This is a genomic window from Mycobacterium sp. B14F4 (assembly GCF_039871645.1).
In the GTDB taxonomy this organism is placed as follows: Bacteria; Actinomycetota; Actinomycetes; order Mycobacteriales; family Mycobacteriaceae; genus Mycobacterium.
On the sequence record NZ_JBDPMF010000009.1, the window covers coordinates 75190 to 98057 of the forward strand.

Annotated in this window: 18 protein-coding genes; 12 read left to right on the forward strand and 6 right to left on the reverse strand. The window is 62.3% G+C overall.

Annotation, left to right across the window (positions count from 1 at the left end):
• Nucleotides 1-69: 69 nt before the first annotated feature.
• Both ABGB19_RS22010 and ABGB19_RS22015 read left to right on the forward strand, forming a co-directional pair.
• The gene (locus ABGB19_RS22010) at nucleotides 70-933 is read left to right on the forward strand and encodes a cyclopropane mycolic acid synthase family methyltransferase (protein WP_347688118.1); all 864 of its coding nucleotides are present in this window, start codon (nucleotides 70-72) and stop codon (nucleotides 931-933) included.
• A gap of 109 nt (nucleotides 934-1042) precedes the next feature.
• Nucleotides 1043-1939 (forward strand): cyclopropane mycolic acid synthase family methyltransferase, encoded by an 897-nt coding sequence (locus ABGB19_RS22015; protein ID WP_347688119.1) that lies wholly within the window; start codon nucleotides 1043-1045, stop codon nucleotides 1937-1939.
• Between the two features lie 56 nt (nucleotides 1940-1995).
• On the opposite strand, the gene ABGB19_RS22020 is transcribed toward ABGB19_RS22015, so the two are convergent.
• Nucleotides 1996-3702, reverse strand: a complete 1707-nt coding sequence (locus ABGB19_RS22020; protein WP_347688120.1) for a PE-PPE domain-containing protein — start codon at nucleotides 3700-3702, stop codon at nucleotides 1996-1998.
• Nucleotides 3703-3824: 122 nt separating this feature from the next.
• Between ABGB19_RS22020 and ABGB19_RS22025 the strand changes: the two genes are divergently transcribed.
• The 8 genes from ABGB19_RS22025 (at nucleotide 3825) to ABGB19_RS22060 (ending at nucleotide 14529) form a co-directional block, all read left to right on the forward strand.
• Nucleotides 3825-4520: a YciI family protein gene (locus tag ABGB19_RS22025; protein WP_347688121.1), complete on the forward strand. Its 696-nt coding sequence runs from the start codon at nucleotides 3825-3827 to the stop codon at nucleotides 4518-4520.
• A gap of 9 nt (nucleotides 4521-4529) precedes the next feature.
• On the forward strand, nucleotides 4530-5741 hold the full coding sequence (locus ABGB19_RS22030) for a sigma-70 family RNA polymerase sigma factor (protein ID WP_347688122.1): 1212 nt from the start codon (nucleotides 4530-4532) through the stop codon (nucleotides 5739-5741).
• Nucleotides 5742-5917: 176 nt separating this feature from the next.
• Complete coding sequence (locus ABGB19_RS22035; protein ID WP_347688123.1) at nucleotides 5918-6214, forward strand: hypothetical protein; 297 nt, start codon at nucleotides 5918-5920, stop codon at nucleotides 6212-6214.
• Nucleotides 6215-6348: 134 nt separating this feature from the next.
• Nucleotides 6349-9111, forward strand: a complete 2763-nt coding sequence (locus tag ABGB19_RS22040) for an AAA family ATPase (RefSeq protein WP_347688124.1) — start codon at nucleotides 6349-6351, stop codon at nucleotides 9109-9111.
• A gap of 254 nt (nucleotides 9112-9365) precedes the next feature.
• Nucleotides 9366-10046 carry an LpqN/LpqT family lipoprotein gene (locus ABGB19_RS22045; RefSeq protein ID WP_347688125.1) on the forward strand — a complete coding sequence of 227 codons (681 nt, stop codon included), beginning with the start codon at nucleotides 9366-9368 and terminating at the stop codon, nucleotides 10044-10046.
• Nucleotides 10047-10411: 365 nt separating this feature from the next.
• Complete coding sequence (locus ABGB19_RS22050) at nucleotides 10412-10807, forward strand: hypothetical protein (RefSeq protein ID WP_347688126.1); 396 nt, start codon at nucleotides 10412-10414, stop codon at nucleotides 10805-10807.
• A 180-nt stretch (nucleotides 10808-10987) separates the two neighbouring features.
• Entirely contained in the window at nucleotides 10988-12772 is a 1785-nt protein-coding gene (locus ABGB19_RS22055; protein ID WP_347688127.1) for a DUF4012 domain-containing protein, read from the forward strand.
• Nucleotides 12773-13143: 371 nt separating this feature from the next.
• On the forward strand, nucleotides 13144-14529 hold the full coding sequence (locus ABGB19_RS22060) for a polysaccharide biosynthesis tyrosine autokinase (RefSeq protein ID WP_347688240.1): 1386 nt from the start codon (nucleotides 13144-13146) through the stop codon (nucleotides 14527-14529).
• Between the two features lie 198 nt (nucleotides 14530-14727).
• On the opposite strand, the gene ABGB19_RS22065 is transcribed toward ABGB19_RS22060, so the two are convergent.
• Nucleotides 14728-15441 carry a polysaccharide deacetylase family protein gene (locus tag ABGB19_RS22065; protein WP_347688128.1) on the reverse strand — a complete coding sequence of 238 codons (714 nt, stop codon included), beginning with the start codon at nucleotides 15439-15441 and terminating at the stop codon, nucleotides 14728-14730.
• A 303-nt stretch (nucleotides 15442-15744) separates the two neighbouring features.
• On the opposite strand from ABGB19_RS22065, the gene ABGB19_RS22070 reads away from it, so the two are divergent.
• Complete coding sequence (locus ABGB19_RS22070; RefSeq protein WP_347688129.1) at nucleotides 15745-16701, forward strand: glycosyltransferase; 957 nt, start codon at nucleotides 15745-15747, stop codon at nucleotides 16699-16701.
• 22 nt (nucleotides 16702-16723) lie between these two features.
• Here ABGB19_RS22070 and ABGB19_RS22075 read toward each other — a convergent pair whose 3' ends face one another.
• The 3 genes from ABGB19_RS22075 to ABGB19_RS22085 all read right to left on the reverse strand — a co-directional run bounded on the left by ABGB19_RS22075 (nucleotide 16724) and on the right by ABGB19_RS22085 (nucleotide 20669).
• The gene (locus ABGB19_RS22075) at nucleotides 16724-17842 is read right to left on the reverse strand and encodes a glycosyltransferase (protein ID WP_347688130.1); all 1119 of its coding nucleotides are present in this window, start codon (nucleotides 17840-17842) and stop codon (nucleotides 16724-16726) included.
• A gap of 17 nt (nucleotides 17843-17859) precedes the next feature.
• Nucleotides 17860-18408: a hypothetical protein gene (locus tag ABGB19_RS22080; protein ID WP_347688131.1), complete on the reverse strand. Its 549-nt coding sequence runs from the start codon at nucleotides 18406-18408 to the stop codon at nucleotides 17860-17862.
• Between the two features lie 854 nt (nucleotides 18409-19262).
• Nucleotides 19263-20669 carry an O-antigen ligase family protein gene (locus ABGB19_RS22085; RefSeq protein ID WP_347688132.1) on the reverse strand — a complete coding sequence of 469 codons (1407 nt, stop codon included), beginning with the start codon at nucleotides 20667-20669 and terminating at the stop codon, nucleotides 19263-19265.
• Nucleotides 20670-20744: 75 nt separating this feature from the next.
• Between ABGB19_RS22085 and ABGB19_RS22090 the strand changes: the two genes are divergently transcribed.
• Complete coding sequence (locus ABGB19_RS22090) at nucleotides 20745-22034, forward strand: O-antigen ligase family protein (protein WP_347688133.1); 1290 nt, start codon at nucleotides 20745-20747, stop codon at nucleotides 22032-22034.
• On the opposite strand, the gene ABGB19_RS22095 is transcribed toward ABGB19_RS22090, so the two are convergent.
• Entirely contained in the window at nucleotides 21943-22725 is a 783-nt protein-coding gene (locus ABGB19_RS22095; protein WP_347688134.1) for a class I SAM-dependent methyltransferase, read from the reverse strand. The genes ABGB19_RS22090 and ABGB19_RS22095 overlap by 92 nt on opposite strands.
• Nucleotides 22726-22868 lie beyond the last annotated feature (143 nt).

A 22868-nucleotide genomic window follows, 5' to 3' on the forward strand; every position in this document is an offset into this window, starting at 1 on the left:
TTCGGGGCTTGACTGCTGTCAGGGCCGACTGCCCGCAAAGCTACTGATCCGCCCAGAAAGGCCGAATCGATGACCGAACTGACGCCGCATTTCGACGACGTCCAGTCGCATTACGACCTCTCGGACGACTTCTACCGCCTGTTCCTGGACCCCACCCAGACCTACAGCTGCGCCTATTTCGAGCGCCACGACATGACGCTCGAGGAGGCCCAGCTCGCCAAGATCGACCTGTCACTGGGCAAGCTGGGCCTGCAGCCCGGCATGACGCTGCTCGACATCGGCTGCGGCTGGGGCGCGACGATGGTCCGGGCGGTGCAGAACTACGACGTCAACGTCGTCGGCCTGACCCTGAGCGAGAACCAGCACGAGCACGTGCAGAAGGCCTTCGCAGCGGTGGACGGCTCGCGGTCCAAGCGGGTGCTTCTGCAGGGCTGGGAGCAGTTCGACGAGCGCGTCGACCGCATCGTCTCGATCGGCGCGTTCGAGCACTTCGGCGCCGACCGTTACGAAGACTTCTTCGCCATGGCCCACCGCGTCCTCCCCGACGACGGGGTGATGCTCCTGCACACCATCACCCGGTTGCCGCTGGCGGAGCTCGAAGAACGCAACATCCCGCTGTCGATGGACGCCGCGCGTTTCGCCAGCTTCATCGCCAAGGAGATCTTCCCTGGCGGTCAGCTGCCGACGATCGAGGCGGTGCACACCCTGGCGGGCGCGGCCGGGTTCACCGTGCAGCGAACGCAGTCGCTGCAGCTGCACTACGCGAAGACGCTGGACATCTGGGCCGACGCCCTGCAACGACGCAGGGACGAGGCGATCGCCGTCCAGTCCGAGGAGGTCTACGACCGGTACATGAAGTACCTGACCGGCTGCGCCGACATGTTCCGCCGCGGCTACATCGACGTCAACCAATTCACGCTGACCACCGGCTGATTAGGGTCCGATACCCCGGAAACGCTAGGGTATAGGGCTAGTTGCGCACGTCCCGAGGCGCTGCCCGACGTGCTCTCGCAGCGTGTGAAGAAAGGCCAAGCAGAACACCATGTCTGACAATTCCACCGGCACGAAGGATATGACTCCTCACTTCGAGGACATCCAGGCGCACTACGACCTGTCGGACGACTTCTTCGGCGTGTTCCAGGACCCGACGCGCAAGTACAGCTGCGCGTACTTCACGGGCCCCAACGTCACCCTGTCCGAGGCCCAGATCGCCAACGTCGACCAGCACCTCGACAAGCTGGACCTCAAGCCCGGCATGACGCTGCTCGAGGTCGGCTGCGGCTGGGGTCTGACCCTGCAGCGCGCGATGGAGAAGTACGACGTCAACGTCATCGGCCTGACGCTGTCGAAGAACCAGAAGGCGTACTGCGATCAGCTGCTGAGCAACGTCGACAGCGAGCGCACCTTCGACGTCCGGCTGGAGGGCTGGGAGCAGTTCCACTCCCCCGTCGACCGCATCGTGTCGATCGAGGCCTTCGAGCACTTCGGTTTCGAGCGCTACGACGACTTCTTCAAGATGTGCTTCGAGGTGCTGCCCGAGGACGGCCGGATGACGATCCAGAGCAGCGTGGGGTACCACCCGTACGACCTGGCCGCCCGCGGCAAGAAGCTGACCTTCGAGATGGCCCGCTTCATCAAGTTCATGATCACCGAGATCTTCCCGGGCGGACGCCTGCCGACGACCCAGATGATGATCGAGCACGGCGAGAAGGCCGGCTTCCAGGTGCCCGAGGCCATGTCGCTGCGCAACCACTACATCAAGACGCTCGGCATCTGGGCCGACCGCCTCGAGCGCAACAAGGACACCGCGATCGCGGCAGCCGGCGAAGAGAACTACGACCGGTACATGCGCTACCTCAAGGGCTGCCAGTGGTACTTCATCGACGAGGGCATCGACGTCAGCCTCGTCACGTACCTCAAGCCCGCCGTCGCCGCCTAGACGGTATGGAGGCGACTTGAGGCCGAAGGCCTCAGGCTGCCTCCATACCGTCTCGGTCAGGCGGCGGCCGGGGCGCCGCTGTCCGCGTCGGGGTCGTTGGGGGCACCGGTCTGGTCCTCAGCCTCGTCCGTCACCGTTCCGGTGCCGCTCGTGGTGATGCTGTTACCGCCGGTCGTTTCGGTGCCGTTGGCTACGCCGGCACCCGTCGTCACCGTGTTGCCGTTACCGCCGCTGGTGACCGTGCTGTTGCCGCCGACCGACACCGTGGTGCCGCCGCTGGTGACGGTATTGACGTCCTCCGTGCCGTCGTCTTCGGCGTCGACGCCCGTCGTGACACCGCCTCCCGACGTGACACCGCCTCCCGTCATGACGCCCTCGGTGCCGTCGTCTCCGGCCTTGACCCCACCGGTGACGTCGCCTCCGGTCGTGACGATGCCGGTCAGTTGACCGCCGGTATGTCCGGTCACCCCTTCTTCGTTTTGTCCGTCAGGTTTCTGGACGTCCTGCGTCGAGTCCTCGTGGACGAGCGTCAGCACCGGCTGCTGCCATGAATCGCTGGTTTCGCCGCTCAGTGACCGCTGTGAGGCCGGCATGGAATCCGACAGCGTAGACACGTTCTCGTCCGCCGGCGCGATCATCATGGTCCCGCCGCCGAACGCGTTCTCGATGCCTTCCACGACCGCTTCGACCAGGTCGACGCCGACCTGGAGCCAGTTCTGGAACGGGTTGAACGGCAGGATCGACAGGTACCTGGTCTGGTCGGGATCACCACTCCAGTCGTAGCCAAGATCGATCAGCACCCTGAGCACCGGTGACACCAGGTCGACGATCGGCTGGACCAAGGGCCGGAGCGGTTCTGGGACCAGCGAGGTGATCAGGTTCATGATCGGCAGGCTCTTCGCCGGGATCATGTAGTACTTGTTGCCCTCGCTTCCGAGCCGGCAGTAGTCGCCGGGACAGCCGGTCGCGAGGATCTCGGCCAGCTCCTCCTCGGTGTACCCGTAGGCGATCGAGTCGGTCGGGCCGTTGCCGTTCGGCGTCAGGTAGTAGCCGTGCACGTTGTCGAACGCGGCGAACGCGTTGAGCATTGCCAGCGGGTTGCCCCAATAAAGCGGCGCGTACATCACGGGGTCGTACTCGAAACCGATGCCGACCATGTCGACACCGAGGTCGACGGGCGTGGCGGGGCCGAACGTGATGTCGAGGAACGGGATCGTCGGCAGGAAGCCCAACCGGGTGAAAATGCCGCCGTCGGGGTTGTAGGCGTTGCCGATCATGACGACCGTGTCGATCTTGTCAAGCAGCGCCGGGTTCTCGTCGGCGATCCTGCGCAGCGTGTTGGAGACTACGGCGCCGCCCTGGGAGTAGCCGAGTACGAGAAGGTCGGGATCCACCGCGCCGTCCACCGCGTCGTAGAGTCCGTCGACGCCCTCGCCCACTGAGGTGTTCCACGTCTCGCATCTGCCGGGCTCGCACCATCCCTCGAAAATGACCAGCGGGAAGAAGGACGCCGGGTAGTCGATGCCCACCAGATCGCAGAGGTTAGTCGAGGTGCACGACGGATTGAACGGGAAGCTGTAGCGGTCGACGAAGTTCTCCCGGTAGTCCACCACGACGTTCGCGTCGGGGGTTCCGGTGCCCGGCACGATCAACGCGGTCGCGGCCAGGCTGATGGCCGAGAAGATCGCGGTGATCGCGGCGAGGACGGCGGTGCTCAGCGCGCTGAGGGCGAACAGAACGACGACGCGGGCGGCCTTACGCATTCGTCAACCTTCACATATAAGCAAGATCGAATCGGTGGAACTGTCGGATTCCGGCGACCCTGTCCGTCGATCGGTTAGAGAGTGGGACGTAGGGTTCCGCTCACTACCGGAAAGGTCACCTCATGCACTACTTCGCGCTGTTGCTCGGACCGGCGTCGACCGATGAACCCGATGCCGCAACCCAGGCCGAGATCATGGCTGCCTACATGGACTTTCACGCCAAGTTCGGCTCGGCGATCCGCGCCGGTGACGCGCTGGCCGGCGCCGAGGCACGGATCACCGGCGGGCCCGACGCGCCCTCCGTCACCGACGGCCCGTTCGCCGAGGCGGCCGAGGTGGCCGGCGGCTACTACGTGATCGAGGCCGAGGACCTCGACGCGGCGCTGACCGTCGCGGCGGCCATCCCCGCTTGCCGCGACGGCGCCGTCGAACTGTGGCCGATGGTCGGCTGGGAGGCCCCGACGCAGACCGTCGGCAGCGACTGGTTCGCGCTGCTGCTGGAACCGCCCGGCCATGAGTGCACCCCCGACACCGCCGAATGGGAGAGCGGTGAGTGCGCCCACGCGGAGTTCGGCCGCACCGCCGGTGATCACATCCTCGCCGGCGCGCCGCTGTACCCGCCGAGCACCGCCACCACAGTGCAGATGCGCGGCGGGGAGACGATGCTGACCGACGGGCCGTTCGCCGAGGGTGCCGAGGTGGCCAGCGGCTTCTATCTGCTGCGGGCCCAGGACCGCGACGAGGTGGTGAAGATCGCCTCCATGATCCCGGCGACGACGGTCGAGGTGCACCGGCTGGCGGGCGTATCGGGCCTGTAGAGCCGTCAAATGGTCAACCTGGACGGCGTCTTTCGGCGGGAGTGGGGACCCGCCGTTGCCGCACTCGCGCGGTGGTCCGGTGATCTCACCGTCGCCGAGGACGCCGTTCAGGAGGCCTTCGCCGAGGCACTGCGTGCCTGGCCGCGCGACGGCGTGCCGGACAACGCGGGCGGCTGGATCCTCGCCGTGGCGCGCAACCGGGCCCTGGACCGGATGCGCCGCGAGTCGGTGCGCACCGGGAAGGAAGAGGCGGCCGTGCTGAACAACCCCGCGGGACACGGCGAGCCACCGCACCCGGTCCGCGACGACGAGCTGCGGATGATGTTCACCTGCGCCCACCCCGCGCTGGACCGAATGTCGCAACTCGCGTTGACACTGCGATTGATCTCCGGGCTCACCGTCGCCGAGATCGCCCGCGCGCTGCTGCAGTCCGACAGCGCCGTCGGCCAGCGGATCACCCGCGCCAAGAACAAGATTCGGCGCGCGAACATCCCGCTGCGGGTGCCGCCGACCGAGCTACTGCCCGACCGCACCCCGCACGTGCTGGCCTGCATCTACTCGGTGTTCACCGAGGGCTACTGGTCGACGGCGGGGCCGTCGGCGATCCGCGACGAGTTGTGCGACGAAGGCATACGCCTGGCCGGTGAACTGTGCTTGCTGATGCCCGACGAGCGCGACGCGCATGCGTTGGCTGCGCTGGTGCAGCTGCACGATTCGCGTCGGCGAACCCGCGTCGACGACGAGGGTGCGCTGGTGCCGCTCGACGAGCAGGACCGGAGCCGGTGGGACCGGGTCCGAATCACGCGCGGACTGGACCGATTGCGGCAGACCGCCGGGGCGACGGGGCCGTATCTGCCGCAGGCGGTCATCGCGGCGGTGCACGCGTCGGCGCCCCGATGGGAGGACACCGACTGGGCCACGATCTGTCTCGCCTACGACCGGTTGATCGCGCTGACGGCTTCACCGGTGGCACGGGCGAACCGCGCACTGGCGGTCGGGTTTCGCGACGGCTTCGACGCCGGCCTAGCGGAGGTGGAGTGGGTGGCCTCAGACCCGCGGTTGGCGCGGTCGAACACGGTCGCCAGTATTCGGGCGGACTTGCTGCGCCGGGCGGGCCGTCTCGACGAGGCTGCGGACTGGTATCGAATAGCCCTGCAGCGCAATGCCTCCGAACCCGCCCGGCGATTCCTGCTGCGCCGCGTCGCCGAATGTGGCGGCTGACGAGCCGATCCTTTCAGTGCGACCCGTCTCGGGTACGCACGAGTCATAGGCGATCTCAACCGGCCGCCTGGCGGTTCGGGTCGACGCGGGGCTTGTCGTCGAGGGCGCGGCCCAGTCCCGAATACATAGGGAAACACCTGATTCGCACCGTTTCACGAATCGCTACCGTTCCAGATATGGAGGCGGTTGGCGGACCGGCCTGCTACCTCGCGGAGTGGTACCTGCCGGAACTCACCGAGCAGCACGTCGACGACGTCGTCGCACGTGTTGATGCTGCCGCGGCCATCGCCACCGAGGCGGGCACACCCGTTCGACTGTTGGCCACCTTGTCCATTCCGACGGACGAGGTGCTCTACGGTGTGTTCGGCGCCGACTCCCAGGAGATCGTCTCCACGACCTGCTCGGCGGCGGGCGCACCTCATCAACGGTTGTCCGCCCTAATCGGCACTCGAATACGGGAGTTGCGCCCCTAACGTTGCTGCGGAGTCGTGCCGGGAACCGCTTTCGAGACAAGGATTGCCCACCCTGCTGGATTAGATCCGCTTGCGTCTGTCGATCCTCGGAGCAGCAATGTATGGTTAGTTTGCTATGAATGCAAGGGGGGATCATGGCTCGCGGCGTTATCGAACGTCCGACCGAGTTCCGGGCGATCTTCGACTTCCTGCGGTCCGCGAGTTCGCGACCGGCCGGGGTCGTCATCGAGGGCGAGGCCGGTGTCGGCAAGACGACGCTGTGGCTCACATGCGTGGCGGAGGCTTTGAAACAGGGATTCCGGGTGCTCTCGGCGCGGGGAGCGCAGGCAGAAGCCGCGTTCGCGTACGCCGCTGTGGCCGACCTTCTCTCCGATGTAGAACCCTCCGTCCTGGCCGATCTTCCCGAGTTGCAGCGCCTGGCCGTCGACCGGGTACTGCTACGCGCCGACGGCGATGGCCCCCCTACGGATCAGGGTGTCGCGGCGGCGGCGCTCGGCTCGGTCGTCAACCTGCTCGCGGCTCGGTCACCCGTGCTGGTCGCTATCGATGACGTGCAGTGGCTGGACCCGTCGAGTCATGCCGTCGTGGCGTCCGCGGCTCGGCAAATCACAGGTCGTGTTGGGATATTGGTCACCGAACGCCGCGAACACGAGAAAGTCAGTGCGGCGGAGCGGTTGCAGCTTGCCTCGCCCGAGGAAGTTGGGCGGATAGGCCTCGGCCCATTGAGCCTGGGAGCCCTACACGCGCTGATCTCCGCGCGACTCAGCCGGTCATTGCCTCGGCCGACGTTGGTCCGTATCGGCGAAATCTCCGGCGGTAATCCCTTTTACGCACTCGAACTCGCTCACGCGATCGAGGCCGGTGGTTCGGATTCGATGCTACCTGCCACGCTTGCCGAGTTGATGCGCCAGCGGATCGGCCGACTGGAAAGAGAGACAAGAGTCCTGCTGCTCGCGGCGGCATGCGCGGCCGCGCCGACCATCGACCTGCTCGCCCGCGTCACCGGCAGCAGTCCCGAGCGCATTTGCGAGCTACTCGATGAAGCGAAGCGCAAGGGCATTGCTGCCATCGACGGCGACGACGTGCGGTTCACACACCCGCTTCTGGCGCGCAGCGTCTACGCCGACGCAACGCCGAGAGAGCGACGGGCGATGCACCGAAAACTCGCAGAGGCGGTGGAATTCCCGGAGTCGCGAGCCAGGCACATGGCGTTGGCCGCGTCGAGCTCCGACCCGACCACACTCGCGGCGCTGGATAGCGCCTCTCAAGCCGCGCGTGACCGCGGCGCGCCGGCTGCGGCCGCCGACTTGCTCGAACTGGCGATCGGCCTCGGCGGTGACACTCCAGCAAGACGGCTCCGCGCCGCGGGGCACCATCTGCACGCAGGTGACCTCGGACATGCACACGCGCTGCTTGACGGTATGACGCAACGTATACCACCGGGTTTGGAATGCGCGATGGCGCAGAACCTATTGGCGATCATCCGGATTCACAACAACGACTTTGGGCAAGCGGTGAAATTGCTGGAGCAGGCGCTCGAGAACGCACAAGGGAACCGCGAAGTTCGCGTCGGCACACTACTTCAGCTGGCATACGCACGGCTGAACACCTGCGACTTCGGAGCGGCATTACAGGAGGCCGAGCGTGCGGTCGTATATGCCGAGGACGTTGGCAATCCCGATCTCGAGAGCCAAGCCTTGTCCTTTCGCGCGGCCGTTGCATGTATATGCGGCCACGGTATCGACGAGGCGAGCCTGCGCCACGCGTTGGCGTTGGAAGATCCGAACAGTTACGCGCCGATAGCGTTTCGCGCCAGCACGATCAAAGCAATGCTGCTGGCTTGGGGAGGACATGTCGACGAGGCCTCCGAGCAGATGGCGCAGGTCCATCACCGATGCGTGGAGCGTGGCTCGGAAATCGCCATCATCTTCGTCGATGTGCTCACTGCGCTCATTGAAATCTGGCGGGGGAATTACCAGGAGGCGGCACGCGTCGCTGACGAAACGATGGAGCGGGCAGACCAACTCGGGGGCGACCACATGCGTGTGCTGGCCCTGACCGTACAGTCGGCGGTCGCCGCTTATCGGGGCCGGGAAGCCGAGACCCGCGACAGTGCAGCCGCGGCAATTGGGGTTTCGCATCGGTCTGGATCACCACGCCTGGCGGAGTGGGCGATGATCAGCCTCGGCTTCCTAGAGGTTTCGCTCGGTCGCCACGAGCAGGCCTTGCAGATCTTGCAGCCGCTCATCGCGCGATCGGACTTGGTGCCGGGTACGGAAATCATGACCGCCGGTTACATTCCCGATGCCGTCGAGGCAATGATCGCGCTCGGCCGTGCCGCCGACGCCGAGCCGATGATCGAGGCGCTGGAAACGAACGGCCGGATGGTGGATCGGCCGTGGATGTTGGCGGTCGGAGCGCGGTGCCGCAGCCTTCTGTTGGCCGCCCGCGGCGACGTCACAGCAGCCGTACAGAGTGCCGAACAGGCGCTGGTTCACCATGACCGGCTGCCGATGCCGTTCGAACGAGCCCGCACATTACTGGTGCTCGGCCGGTTGCGGCGTCGGAACCGTCAGAAGGAATCCGCGCGGGCGGCATTGACCGAGGCAATCACTGTATTCGACGTGTTAGGTGCTTCGCTGTGGGCGGAGCGAGGGCGTGCTGAACTAGACCGCATCAATGCGTCGCCCAACAAACAGCTGGGATTGACGCCGTCTGAACATCGGGTCGCATCGCTTGCGGCTTCCGGTTTGACGACTCGCGAAATCGCGGACGAATTATTCATCAGCCCGAAGACCGTCGAGACCAACTTCGCGCGCATCTACCGAAAGCTCGGCATCAAGTCTCGAGCGGAGCTCGGCCGACTAATCGGTCACGCCTCCAGGAGGGCATCATAGCGCCCCGGCCGAGGGCTCGTAACTACGCAACGTCCACATCGCTCTCATCACCGGTTGAAGCGGCCCAACCGACCACTGCCGGCTGTCCGAATCCATCGGATTGCCTGTCGCCCATAGCAGCGTCCTCTGGGGCTTTATGACCACAACCGCCACGTCCTTGCCTGCTGCGCGCCCACCCCCGAACCGATTTCGGCTGCACCGGTTGTTGGCCGACCGTAGGATATGGCCGGAATTCTCAATCGACGGGGGCCTTGATGGGATTGTCACTGAGGGCGGGCGTAGTAGCCACCGCGGCCGTTGCGCTCGGCATCGGCTTGGCCGGCTGCGGATCGGAGACGGGGACGGAGACGGCGACATCGTCACCGGAGACCACAATCGCACCGACCGCCACGACCACCCAGGCCGCACCCGACAAGACGATCGCCGAATATATCGAAGACAACAACATCGTTGAAACACCCGTTCGTCGCGGCGATCCCGGCTCACCCGCGATCGACTTACCCGTCCCGGCCGGCTGGCGTGACGCGAGCAACCGCGCGCCTGAGGGCGCCTACACTGCAATGGATTACGCGGACCCACCCACGAAGGCCGACTCAGCGACGATCATCGTGTATGTCTCCAAGCTGTCCGGAAACGTCGACGGAGCCAAGATCCTCGAGTACGCCCCGGCCGAGATCCAGAAGCTGCCCGGATACGAAGGCCCGGTGGTCGGCGGCCCGACCAAGCTGGGTGGGTTCGATGCGACCCAGATCGGCGGCGCTTACACCAAGAACGGTGTCAAGCGGGCCATCGGTCAGATGACCGCGGTGATCCCCGGCCAGGACGGCCTGTACGTCCTGCAGCTCAACGCCGAGAGCCCCGGAACGCAGGATCAGGTGCAAGCGCTTGCGGTTGCGACAGGTGTCATCGCCAGTCAGGCGAAGATCACCCTTTGAATTGTGACGCCGTGGCCGAGGACGCGGCGCCCAATCCCTTCGACAGATCGACGCACGTTGCGGAGCTAAGAACGCCGGGGCCAGGACTGGCACAGCCGCAGGTACCAACTCGGGACAGATTCTGCGTAGCCCTTCTACTTTGCTAAACTGAGACGCACATTGTTATTTGAGCACTTCACACCCAATTTCATCGAGTCGCTTCAGTTGCCGGACGGCTAGTTGCACGGCGCATGGCGGCAGGCTCATGAACGCAGCTTTCGAGCGCGCGGGCGCTGGAGACTGCAAATCATAGGGAAACACCTGATTCCCTCGGCGCCGTGCATTTGAGATGCTCACTACCTGACGTCCACATTCCTGGGGGAAAAATGACTACTGCTTCCGCCGTTGGCACAAAGATCCGCATTGCCACTGCCGCCTCTGCAATCGCCGCCGCGGCAACCATTGCTCCTGCAGCGGTCGCGCACGCGAGTCCGGCGGCACCCCTGGCTGAGGCCGGGTTTGGTTCCGCTCTCGGCGTGGTCGATGTCACGCCATGTGACCCGAACGTTCAGGTCTGCGCCGCCGGAGTCGGTGACTCGAGCGCCACCGTTTTCCAGAGTCCCTTCTTCTGGTTCGGCCCAGCCAACCCAAATTTCCAGCCGCTCATCGGCATCGTCTTCCCCAACATCTTCGGGCTCAACTTCGAACTTTGCCTTCTGGGCGGCGCGATTCATCTCTCGCCGTACAGCGGCGGATTCATTGGTCTCGGCGCGGGCTGCTAGTTTCAGGCGACAACCCCTGATCGGTTGGCTGGTGTAATCCTCGAGCTCGTCTTGTCGTCAGGCTCGCGCTTGGTGCAGACCCCAGGACGGAAAACCCACTGAGTGCCTAATTTTTCGCGACGCCCGTTCCGAAGGACGCCAGGCGATGACCAGTCGGCAACAGCCGATGACGACGGAGGTTTGCTGCGTCGGCTACGGCATTTCCTGAGCCGGCGCGAGGGAAAGCTTGTTGGCATCTTTTTGCTGTTGTTCGTCCTAGGGCTCGGATGCTGGCTGGGCATTCGCGCCCTTGAAGCCAAGTCAGGCCTCGAGCAGGCCCGCAGCAGTGCTCTGCGGGCGAAAGACGCACTGCTGCAGGGAGATACCGGGAAAGCCTCCAAGTGGGCCGCCGAAGCGCAGTCTCATGCGCAGAAGGCACGTGATGCGACTCACTCGCTGCCATGGAACATCGCGGCGGTTCTCCCTTGGCTGGGCAGCCCCTTCAAAACCGGTCAGCAGATCTCCGACGTCGTTCTAGGCTTGACAGCCGATGTCTTGCAGCCGGCGGCGGAAGTCAGCGTGGCGATGTCACCGGACCAGCTACTCGTCGACGGCCGCGTGGACGTGCAACTGCTCCGCCGCGAGGAACCTGAACTGAGCAAGATTTCCCTCGATGCCGCCCGACTTGACGCCGATGCCGAGGCAATTTCGGATCCCCGGTATGTTTCCCTGCTCGGCGAAGCTCGCTCGCAACTTCAGGAGCAGACTTCCGAGATTGCAGAGGTGCTGGAGAATTCGGCTCTTGCCGCACGTCTTGCCCCCACGATGATGGGTGCCGATGGCCCGCGCACATACTTCATGGGATTCCAAACCAACGCTGAAGCGCGGGGCACCGGGGGACTGCTCGGCGGATTTGGAATCCTAAAATTCGACAACGGAACTCCGACCGTCGATACCTTGGCGCCGAACACAGAATTCTTTGGTCAAGACTTCAGTCCCATTGATCTCGGGTCAGAATTCAATGAACTGTACGGACAGGCCAACCCCACCACTGACGTTCGTAACAGCAACTTGAGTCCCCACTTTCCGTATGCGGCGCAAATCTGGAAGTCGATGTGGGCGCAGCGAACGGGACTGCAGGTCGACGGAGTCATCGCCATCGACCCGGTCGCTCTCAGCTATATCCTCGGTGCGGTCGGATCCGTGACAATGCCCGATGGTGAGGCCGTTACACAGGACAACGTAGTGGAGTTGACTGAGTCGACGGCCTATGTCCGGTATCCGACGGACCAAACCGCGCGCAAGAATTATCTACAGGACATCGCCAAGGAAGTCGTCAGAAAGATTACCGGACCGGTGGAATCACCACGAAAGCTGCTCGACGCCCTGGGCAAGGCGGTCAGCGAACGCCGAATCGCGATCTGGAGTTCGTCGCCGAGCGACCAGATTGTTCTTGAGGAGACGCCGCTCGCCCATGTGGTTCCTGATGATGCTGCACCGTATGCAGCGGTCGTTATCAACAATCTCGGCGGGAACAAGCTCGATTATTACCTCAAGTCAGCAATCGAGTACGCAGCCGACGGCTGCGATGGTGAAAAGAGGATGTCGACCGTCACTCTCCGGTTGACCAACACACTGAAGGATGCGGCGTCTTTACCGGATTACGTTGCGGCTCCAAGCGGCCTACCCCCAGCGATCAAGAGCACGGTGCCGAACGGCGCCATGGTGTCCTCAATTCGCCTTCTCGCGACGAGAGGTGCGACGTTGGTGAGCGCACTCGCCGACGGTCAACGGGTGCCAGTCTTCCCCGGCACAGAACGCGGTCACCCAAGCTTTGAAATACAGGTTGCGGTACCGCCGGGCGAATCGGGCGAGGTGAGTTTTCACCTGTCCGAACCAACTTCCGCAGGCGTACCGCGCGTTCCAGTTCAGCCATTGGTCGATGCCGCCGCTCCCGAGCTATCGGTTCCTGAATGCACAGAGTGAGTCTGCGCCGCGAGGACACGACTAGCAATGATGACACTGCGTTCTTGTTCGCGATAAGCAAGCCGCCTCGCTGCGCAAGCAATCTGCCACGCGAGTATTTCTCACGCCGACAGAATGAGCGGAGCCGAGATCGCGACCGACACACTCCCGAAGCCGAGCCCGCTGGGAGGGCGCGTTCTGAATCAACCGAGACCAGAGGATGTCAACCCCATAGTGGCGGCGCGGAATGATCGGGCCGACCTTCGGCATCGTACATTCGCGATGGCTCTCGGTTCCGAAGCGGTGCCGGAATCACGACGGTAAACTCTCGCAGAATCGCGACGTTGTGCGACGACGGTCACCAGGGGGATATCAGCGATGAAGGATCGGCGTTGACTATTCAGGAGTACGTGCGAATGCTGCGCACGCGGTGGATCATCGTCTGCTCGACGATAGTCGTCGCTGTTGCAGGGGCCGCCGTTTATTCCTTCCTCACGACTCCGCTCTACGAGGCGTCGACAAGGCTGTTCGTATCCACGATGTCCACCACGTCGGTATCCGACGTTTATCAGGGCAATCTCTTCTCCCAGCAGCGCGTGGCCTCATATACCGAGCTACTAATGGGCGAGACTGTGGCTCGACGCACCATCGATAAGCTCGGCCTCGATATGAGCATTGGAGATCTGCAGAAAAACGTCAAGGCGAGCGCGAAAACCGATACGGTCCTGATAAATGTCGCGGTCCGTGACGAGTCACCTGTCCGGGCGCGGGACATTGCCGACGCATTATCCGACGAGTTCGTCGTCATGGTGCGTGAGTTGGAAACCGCGGAGGACGGCACCGCTCCGAATGCTCGGGTAGTCGTGGAGCAACGCGCGTCGATTCCCGATGGGCCGGTAGTTCCGAACACGACTCGAAACCTTCTCATAGGCCTTGCCTTCGGCGTGGTGGTGGGACTCGGTCTTGCGTTTCTCCGTGACCGGCTCGATAACACCGTCAAAGACCGCGAGACACTTTGCGAGATCACAGGTGTCGGTCTGGTCGGCAGCATCCCGCTCGATAAGGAACGCCGGAAATCACCGGCGATATCCTTCGACAGCGACCACTCGGCAATTTCTGAAGCATTTCGCAAGCTTCGGACCAACTTGCAGTTCCTCGCGGTCGATAATCCTCCACGCGTAATCGTCGTAACCAGTTCGGTGCCGGGCGAAGGCAAATCCACCACTGCGATCAACATTGCGCTGGCGTTGGCTGAAGGCGAACACAACGTGGTACTGGTTGATAGCGATTTGCGGCGACCAAGGCTTGACCACTACCTCGGTTTGGTAGGAAGAGTTGGATTCAGCACAGTGCTGGCTGGTCGGGCGTCGCTTGACGACGTGCTACAGACAACCCGGTTTCCGAGACTCACCGTCCTCACCTCGGGAGCAGTCCCGCCGAACCCGAGCGAGCTGCTCGGGTCGATGGCAGCCCAGAAAGTGATGGGCGAACTGCGTTCCCGGTTCGACTATGTAGTCGTGGATTCGTGCCCACTGCTCGCAGTCACAGATGCCGCGATCCTGGCGGCCGATGCTGACGGCGTGCTCCTCGTGGCACGATTCGGTCAGACGAAACGTGAGCAAGTTGCACACGCGGTGAGAAATCTCGAAGATGTGGGCGCTCCGCTACTCGGGGCGATATTCACTATGACGCCCTCACGTGGAAATGACTCGTACAGCTACAGCTACTACGGCGATCGCACTGCGGCGTCGGGTACTCCAGAGGCCAACACCGCCTGAGCACGGACGTTGTGCACCCGACGAACCGGCAGAACGCGAAAGCTCGGCATCAATGAGGCTGTGGTTTCCGGACTCGAGGTTGTCGGCCTCGCCGCCGCCGGCTGCCGTGCCATCGGGCAGTTCACACACGTGGTGGTTACCGCAGCGGTCGAGCTCTATCCTAGACCGGCTTGCCGACACGGACCCCTTCTCGCAGAGTCAAGTACCACGTTCATGCCAACGCACGGCGAGGCGGTTACCGACCCGCAGACCAGACCGAATCCACTTGGCGTACAGCCGCCATGAGCTGTCACCGTCGTGGATGGGGGTCCGCGGAATCGCGTACCGCCCGATGGCAGGTGATGGCGCAATCGCACAGGAGTAGTCGTAACCGGCCGCCTGCACCGCCGCCACCACACGAGTGTCCAAGTTTCCATAGGGATAGCAGAAACCACGAATCTGGTGTTGTCCTATCAGTTCTTGCAGGAACATCCGACTCTGCACGACCTCTGCGTTAAGCACCGCGTCGTCGACTTCGGGTAGGGACACATGCCTCAGCCCGTGAGATCCGATTTCCATTCCGACTTGGGTCATCTCGCGCAGTTCGTTGGCCGTCAGGAGCTCTTTACGGGGGCGGGACGGGTCCCACTCATTGTGGCCACCCAACCGGCCCGGTAACGCGAAGACGGTCGCGGTGAACCCGTATCGCTGGAGCACTGGCATCGCGTAGCCGACGAAGTCTTGGTAACCGTCGTCGAATGTCAGCCCGACTAGCCCGTGCCCTCTTCGCTCGACCCGAGCGTCCAACAACTCTCCCATAGACACACCGCGCAGTCTGTTTCCGCGCAACCAGCGCATCTGCCGCTCGAACCGGTGCGGGCTCACCGTCGCCTTGAAGGGATCCTCCCGGCAGGGCGCGATCGAGTGATACATCCACACCATCGGGACGCCGCGACACTTGCCATTCGAGAATCGCAAGGCGTCAGAGGCCGGCGTTCGTGCATGCCCAGCAGGTCGGCGGCAGCCCTCCAAATCGATCACCAGCTCACGTCGAAAGGCGGAGTCTGCGATAGCCGCCGGGTTGTCCAGAACGGATCGTACCCTCTGACGACGTACCCCGAGCTCATATTTTTTCGAGAACCGGGAGAAATTCCGCCCCCGAACGCACCGGCGTCCGGTTTGCCAGCGTCAGATTTTCATGGCTCATACACTGCGTACGGGAAGTGAGGAACGAGATTGAGTGAGGACGCGAAGCCCAGCGCCGCCGGGGTGCCCGCACCCTCGATCAGCGTCGTCGTACCCACGATCGGCCGTCCTGAGCTCCTCAGGGCATTGCGAAGTGTTCGTGCTCAGCGCACCGCAGCGCGTGTCGAACTGATCGTGGTGAATGACGGTGAGTTCCGAACCGCCTTGCCTGCCGTGGCCGCCGGCCTGGCAGATCGTGTCATTCGTACCGCAGGCCGCGTCGGCGGCTCGCGTGCGCGGAATCTCGGCATCTCGGCGGCATCCGGCGATCTGGTAGCGCTCCTCGACGACGATGACGAATGGTTGCCGCACAAGTGCGAGTCGCAACTTGCGCTACTTCAACGATCGCCGGCCCCGGAACGCACTGTGGTCGCGGGTCGACAGCTTTATGTCAGTCCCCGTGGCACGGTTTCCCGGCCCGGCCCTGACCGACTGATCGCCGACGGTGAGTCCGTGGAGAATTATCTGTTCCGACGCCGCCCCCCCAACGGAGGACGCCCGAGCATCTATACGTCTGCGATACTCTGCCCGCGTGAGCTGGCGACCACCGTTCCATGGGATGAATCACTTGCTCGACACCAGGATTGGGATTGGCTGGTCCGATTGGGACGGCGTGGGACGACCTTCGTCCAAACACCTGAACCCATTGTGCGGATTCATGTTGGCTCGGCATCGTCGATATCTGCAAACGCCGACTGGCAGACCTCACTGGATTGGGCAAATCGGGAGCTCCGTAGCGATCCGGCGGTCTACGCCGACTTCGTTGTGGCGCAGTCATTGCGCTACGCGTTCGCAGCCCGTTCGTTGATTGGGGTTAGAACCGTGCTCGCCGCGTTGCGGAACGCGAAATGTCTGCCGTCTGCCGGGCCAGTCATCATCGGCCTTGCCGGGGTCCTGCCTCGGCGCACCATCGAACAGGTGATCGTGACAACCGGAGGCGTCCGATAGAGTTCGAGCCAGCATTCAACCGCTACTCGCCAGCGGCACTGCTTATCAGCCGTTTCCAGTCGCGAACGACGTGCTGCGACAACAATTCCCGTCGGCCGGCAGCTTCGACGAAGTCCTCCTCTGTTATCGGGTTGACCTCGAGCGACAGGATGGCGCTGGCGAACGAGTGTGGCTCCGGTCGGGCCAGCACACCAGGAACAAGTCGCGGTACCACCTCCGCCATCACCCCTTGGTTTGCCGCGATGACCGGCTTCTTGAAATCCGCGGCCTCATACATCACCAACCCGTAAGTCTCGCTGTGCGACGTATGTACCAGGATTTGTGCTCGAGCAAAGTGTTCGGCAGGATTCTGGACATAGCCGTGGAAGCGCACACGATCGGCGATTCCGAGTTCGAGCGCAAGCTGGATCAAGTTGTTGCGTTCCGGGCCGTCGCCGACAATATCTAGCGAATAGTTTTCGGGGAGAAGCGCAAGTGTTCGGAGTGCGAGGGATTGATTTTTCACTTTCGATAACGAACCCACCGCCAAAAGTGTCCCAGGGATTACTTCGAGAGATTGATCCGATTCGAACTTCCGAACGATGTTCGGTATCACTTCGATCGTACCTCTGAAGCCAGCGTCATACATGTCCCTGCGTAGCGACTCGCTCACGGCGACCGTTGCGCGGGCACGGCCGTAGAGCGGTCGAGCAATGGCACGCAGAAGTGCGAGGCGCTTATTGATTGTGACTTGATGCCTGTCTAGTGAATGCTCCCACACGATAGTATTCTTCCGTGACCGCTTCGGTAAAGCGAATAACATAGGTATTGCGGCCCAAGCGCCGCTCAGTATGATAACGCTGCCGTACAGGTCATTCCGATGCCTGATCGCACGCCATATTGTAAGTATTCGTTTCCACCTGACGACTTTGCTTCCCCACGATTCGACTACCACCGAGGGATTCTGAATAATGGTGGAGGTTTCATCGGCGAGAACAATGACCTTAACATCGTACGTTGACGCGACTTCTTCAATCAGCGAAAGAGTGACTGACTCCAGACCCGTGACCGGGCAGAGTCTCGACACAACAATGCTTAGGCGAATCCGCGGACAGCAAACGTTCGCGTCCCGAACCGCCTCGTCTTTCTCGTCTGCCCCCATTGACTGACACTCCTCATTTAAAAGGTATTGGTGTAGCTGCGGCCTGGAGATAATCGATGCGCACCCGCCAGGTCAACTGTTATGCGGACTATTTGACCCACAACGGTCCCCACAATTGCCCCAACCACACCAAAGTAAACCGTCCCGAGCGTGACGCCGGGCAGCATCAATACGAAGCTTGCAGCCGTGGACCTGGTGACGATGTCAAGTCGGCCGAAAGCCGCAATAACCGCGTTCTCTAGCACCCCCCAAAACAAATCTAAAGCAATCACCAGTGCTGTGAGGACCACCAGGGCTTCAGGGACAGCGATCTGGCCATCGCTCAGCCAGCGCATCAGATGAGGGGCTGCCGGCAGAAACAGCGCGCAGAAGAAGATCCCGAATAAGCAAGTAGCGCCGAGTGCGGCGCGACCACGTTTGGCGATTCTGTCTTCGCCCCCCCGAGGCACCCAGCCCTGCAACACAAGCACCACTGGGTTGAGGCCGGCACAAATCAATTGCCGGACCTTATCCGCCAGCGCGTACACAGGTTGCGCCGTCGGCGCGATGACGGAAACGATCGCCATGGGGGTGCCTAGAAAGACAAAAGTTCCGACCATCGATGCGACACCGTGTCGGTGTGAGTTCAGAACTTCGAGCAGCTTGCCGCCCCGCAATCGCTCGGCGCCTGCCCTAGCCGTTGAGTGGTACACCCACGCTGTCGCGAGAAGGAACGCCAGTACCATTCCGCAGGAGGTGCACGCGAGCCCGACGATTGCGCTGTACCCCAAATGCATCAGGACAATGCCGGTCGCAGTAGCGCCCACCCTCGGTAACGTTTCCAATAGCAACCACATATAGGGTTTGGCCAAACCGGCGAAGTACCAGCTACTCGTGAGCGCGACTATCGTAGCCGAAATCGCCCCCGCGACAGCGAAAGCTGCTTGGTGACGAGCAAGCGCAGCCGCAGCGATTGCGGCACTTGTCGCGCCGGGAATCAACAAGACGAGCCTTACCCGAACGGAATCGGAATATTCCCTGCGCTGGACACTCACGTCGCCTCGCGCAATTATCGCCGGCCCAGAAAGCGGCCAGCCGTAACCGACAACGACACAGGTGATCGAGCCAACCGCCTGGCCTAAGGCGATTGCGCCCCAGGCGGCCGGACCGCTCGCGGCAACCATCGCCGGGGTCGCCGCAAGCGAAGCAACCGCTAAGAGAGCCGTCGAGAGGCCGAAGCCAGCGAGCCTACCGGCGACGGACCTCACGCCGGATCTGTGCCAGGCACTTCTCCCCCAAACACCCGACTGCTCCTCCCCAGTGTTTCAGCAAGCTCGGATTCAGCTGCTTCGTCTTGATATCCGGGACACTCAGCGGACCCACCGTAACGTCGATCCGCCTCGATGATGCTGGAAGAGACCTTTTGCAGCCTCGTCATACCTTACAACTCTGAAGCCGAGCGGCCCATATTCCGGGGAGTTCGCCATCTCCTCGAGCAGCAAACCCCGGAACGCGAGGCGACCGGGTTGACGCGGGGAGGTGACGACAACGAGTGGCAGGTTGTAGGACCAACGGCCTTGGGTTCGAGCGATACACAAGCTGAAATCAAAGCAAAGAAGATCCAAGTTCCGGCATCGATGCTCAGGGGGTTCCATACGGCCTCCGTCATGGCAGCCGTCGCGAAGCAGACGGATACCACGGCCCCACTCGCCAGTGAGTTCTGCTCGATGATTGCGACAAGAGTTATCCGGTAAATGGCAAGCGCCAACAATACAAGTCCGATCACTCCGCCCGAAAAGTATAGTAAAAGGTATTCGCTATGGGGATAGAGAGTAAAATCCTTTCCGAAATATCCAGAACGTGCAAGGATATTCCATGAATCCAAGCCGCGGCCCGTCAACGGATAGTCAGACGCTGCCGCACGGCCAAGCGCCCAAATTCGTCCACGGTCGCTAAAAGCTCTGTCTTCGGAGCGGAAAACGAGCAGCATCCCGATGATCATCGGGAACACAGCGCAGCAGACCGCAGCGACATTGGCAACGGATCTCGATACGCTTCTCGGGCGCACCAACCACTCGACTGCGACGAGGCCTAAGGCAGCTGCTAACGCCAAGAATGAGGTGCGGGAGTATGTCGCATAGATTGTCGCTATCAAGAAGGCCATTATTATTGCTGTGCGTCCGGAGAAGGGTACCCTCATCACGTAAAGAACTGCGCACATTGCGGCTGCAAAGCCGAGCGAATTTTCCGATGGAAATGGACCATGCAACAGCGCGCCCATATCATTGCACTTGAACTTCCCACATGCGACAAAGCCATCCGGAGAGAATGGCAGCACGACGATAATCGCTGCTATCGTGATAAGAGCTGCTGAATAGAACTGCAGGGGTGCGATTGGGCGGTAACGCTGAGTAGTCAGGAAAAGAAACAGGGCCACTCCCGACGCAGCTCGATACAGGGCTTGATTTGATGGCTCGTCGGCCATGTTCCAAAGATCGACTGCATACAACCAGGCCCACAACAAGAGAATGAAACCGGCTGGGGTCCGGTTGCGGGTTATGGGCACACGTACACCGTGAGCGCGATTACTACGTAACCGCGCGTCCGATAATTCTGCGAACAGCAGAATAGCCACGAAGGCCGCAACGACCCCCATCTGCAACAGTGCCCGATTCTCCACGAATGTGGCCTCGGTGAGCATTCCACCGGTCACGAGTCCTTGCGCGGACGCGGCCTGCAGCCGTCGACCCTCACGCCACGCCTCAGCGATACTGTGCCGCGACGCGACAACACCAGCCAACGCCAAAATCGCCAAGAGGATCGCAGCCAGTTGAACCTTACCCCCCATGAGCCCCGATGCTAGCGAAACAAGGCGACGATAAGCAGGCAGAGAATTGGCAAATATCGAGGTAGATTTGCACGGGTGCTCAACCTAAACCGCCTCGTTGCGTTAGCTGCGTTGACAGCTGCGCTGCTCGAGCGATGGGCAGCAGTCCAGCCGGTGTTGTGGTTCTTCGCCGCCGCACTCGTACCTAGTCTCGTCATGGCCGGGCACAGGCTTGGCAGCGTTCATGTCGCCACGCCACTGGCCCTTTTCTGCCTACTCGTGCCGGTCTCCCTCGCCTGGAATGACGACCCGGGCTATTCGTACCGCGCGGTTCTGACCTTCTGCGCGTTCCTGGTGATTGCACTCTGGCTTGTGGTGTGGGAAACGCCCTCGAGCGCACTCGCCCTATTGGCTGCTGCGGCGGCGGTGACCGCGCTTGCCAGCATCCTGACGGCCGTCGTAGCTCCCGATCTCGTCCGGATCCAGATCGACAACCCCGGCGCCTTCCGGGGTATCTTCACCCACAAGAACTGGCTGGCCCTGGCGATGGGCTACATGCTTTTGGCCGCGATGTATCTAGCAGCGCGACGCGCGCTTGTTCGCTGGGCAATTATGGCTGCCGCAATCCTCATTTTGATCTTTGCAAAGTCGACGGGCGCCTATCTCGCGATAGCAATCACGCTGGTTGTCCTCAGCGCTAGGGCTTGGCTGCGCCGCCTCCCCCCGGTTCGCCAGCGGATTATCGAAGTGATCGCAACCGTTTCGGCCGCTGTCCTGATATACGTCGGGTTCCAGTGGGTATATCGCTTGGCTGTCGACTTCGGTAAAGGCAACAGCATTGACCGGCGATTCCAACTGTGGAATGTCGCATTGAGTTACGCTTACGAGCGTCCATTGCTTGGCTGGGGCTGGCAGGGGACCTGGAACTACTCGAGGGGAGTTACGGGGGATATCTCCCGCGATATGGGTGGCTTCGAGGGCACAAGCGCGCATAACGGGTTCGTAGATGTCTTTCTGCAAGTCGGCCTGATCGGGTCTGCGCTCCTCGCGATTCTTCTGGTACAAGTAATTTGGCCGCGGGTGACTGACCCGTCACTGCGAGGATGGTCGGCATTAGCGCTTTTCTCGGCGATATTCACGATTTCCGATTCGTTCCTTGCCGGCCACGTCCCAATCCTTGTGATCGTGACCGGCTACCTATTCGGTCGGAATCCACACCTTTGGCGGCGGTCGCAGGAAACCGAAGTCTGCGGAGCGGTCCGAGCTGGGCATCAGGTCGTTAGGGCATCGGGTCCTAGACACGCGCAGGCCGGGCAAGCCGATCGCATGCGTAATAGAACCAAGGCGTCAACCACACCGGTTTCGGATCCGGCGTCCCAGCGCTGAGCACGTCCACGACTTTGAATCCCGCAGCCGACAATTGCGGCTCCAGCGTCCGCGGGGTTGATGTATATGTCCACAAACCGCCGTGAACAGGGTCCCGAACGTAGCCCTCGCCCGCCCCGTACGCGCCCGTGCGAATTGTTCTCGTAGCAGTTTGCAGCGTCCGCAGCCCGGCACGACCCAACCGCAGGACGCCACGAAGCGGACTGACGCCACGAAGCATAGGCAGGACGGCTAGTCGGCGTGCATTGTGCGACGAGAAGATGAACTTGCCTTCATCGGCGAGTACCCGAGCGACCTCCGAGAAGCAGCGTGACCGCCCCTCGGAACCCAGCATGTCGACACCGTTGAACGAGAAGATCACCGCGTCGAAGGAGCCGTCGGCGAACACCGACAGCTTGGATGCATCGCACAGCTCGAAGCGTTCACTCGGATACCTAGCGCGACAGGCACGAACCATCTCCTCCGAGTAGTCGATGCCCACGTAGTCCCGGGACAACTCGGCAAGGTAAGCCGTTGTCCGACCTCCGCCCACGCCGATATCGAGAACCGAAATGTTTGGTTTAAGGTGCTTGTCGAAAAGCTTACGTTCTACCGGCTCTAGTTGCGTTGCTTCGGCGTAATACTTCACGACGCTCGGGTTTCGGTACCGAAACAAATTATCGTCTTCAGTGATTTTGCGGTGAGCGATCACGCACCCCCCTTGGATCCCGGAAACCGTCGCGTCTGAGACTACTCCTGCCGCCGAACCGGCGTTGTTGAGTGTGGTGCGATTCTCGCACACTCACGCTGGTGTGCTGCCGACCAGAGCGGGCGACATCACCGTATGTTCGCAGC

Coding starts and splice junctions, on each gene's coding strand:
- ABGB19_RS22010 (WP_347688118.1), top strand. CDS start 70: ATGACCGAACTGACGCCGCATTTCGACGACGTCCAGTCGCATTACGAC.
- ABGB19_RS22015 (WP_347688119.1), top strand. CDS start 1,043: ATGTCTGACAATTCCACCGGCACGAAGGATATGACTCCTCACTTCGAG.
- ABGB19_RS22020 (WP_347688120.1), bottom strand. CDS start 3,702: ATGCGTAAGGCCGCCCGCGTCGTCGTTCTGTTCGCCCTCAGCGCGCTG.
- ABGB19_RS22025 (WP_347688121.1), top strand. CDS start 3,825: ATGCACTACTTCGCGCTGTTGCTCGGACCGGCGTCGACCGATGAACCC.
- ABGB19_RS22030 (WP_347688122.1), top strand. CDS start 4,530: ATGGTCAACCTGGACGGCGTCTTTCGGCGGGAGTGGGGACCCGCCGTT.
- ABGB19_RS22035 (WP_347688123.1), top strand. CDS start 5,918: ATGGAGGCGGTTGGCGGACCGGCCTGCTACCTCGCGGAGTGGTACCTG.
- ABGB19_RS22040 (WP_347688124.1), top strand. CDS start 6,349: ATGGCTCGCGGCGTTATCGAACGTCCGACCGAGTTCCGGGCGATCTTC.
- ABGB19_RS22045 (WP_347688125.1), top strand. CDS start 9,366: ATGGGATTGTCACTGAGGGCGGGCGTAGTAGCCACCGCGGCCGTTGCG.
- ABGB19_RS22050 (WP_347688126.1), top strand. CDS start 10,412: ATGACTACTGCTTCCGCCGTTGGCACAAAGATCCGCATTGCCACTGCC.
- ABGB19_RS22065 (WP_347688128.1), bottom strand. CDS start 15,441: ATGTATCACTCGATCGCGCCCTGCCGGGAGGATCCCTTCAAGGCGACG.
- ABGB19_RS22075 (WP_347688130.1), bottom strand. CDS start 17,842: ATGGGGGCAGACGAGAAAGACGAGGCGGTTCGGGACGCGAACGTTTGC.
- ABGB19_RS22080 (WP_347688131.1), bottom strand. CDS start 18,408: ATGGCGATCGTTTCCGTCATCGCGCCGACGGCGCAACCTGTGTACGCG.
- ABGB19_RS22085 (WP_347688132.1), bottom strand. CDS start 20,669: ATGGGGGGTAAGGTTCAACTGGCTGCGATCCTCTTGGCGATTTTGGCG.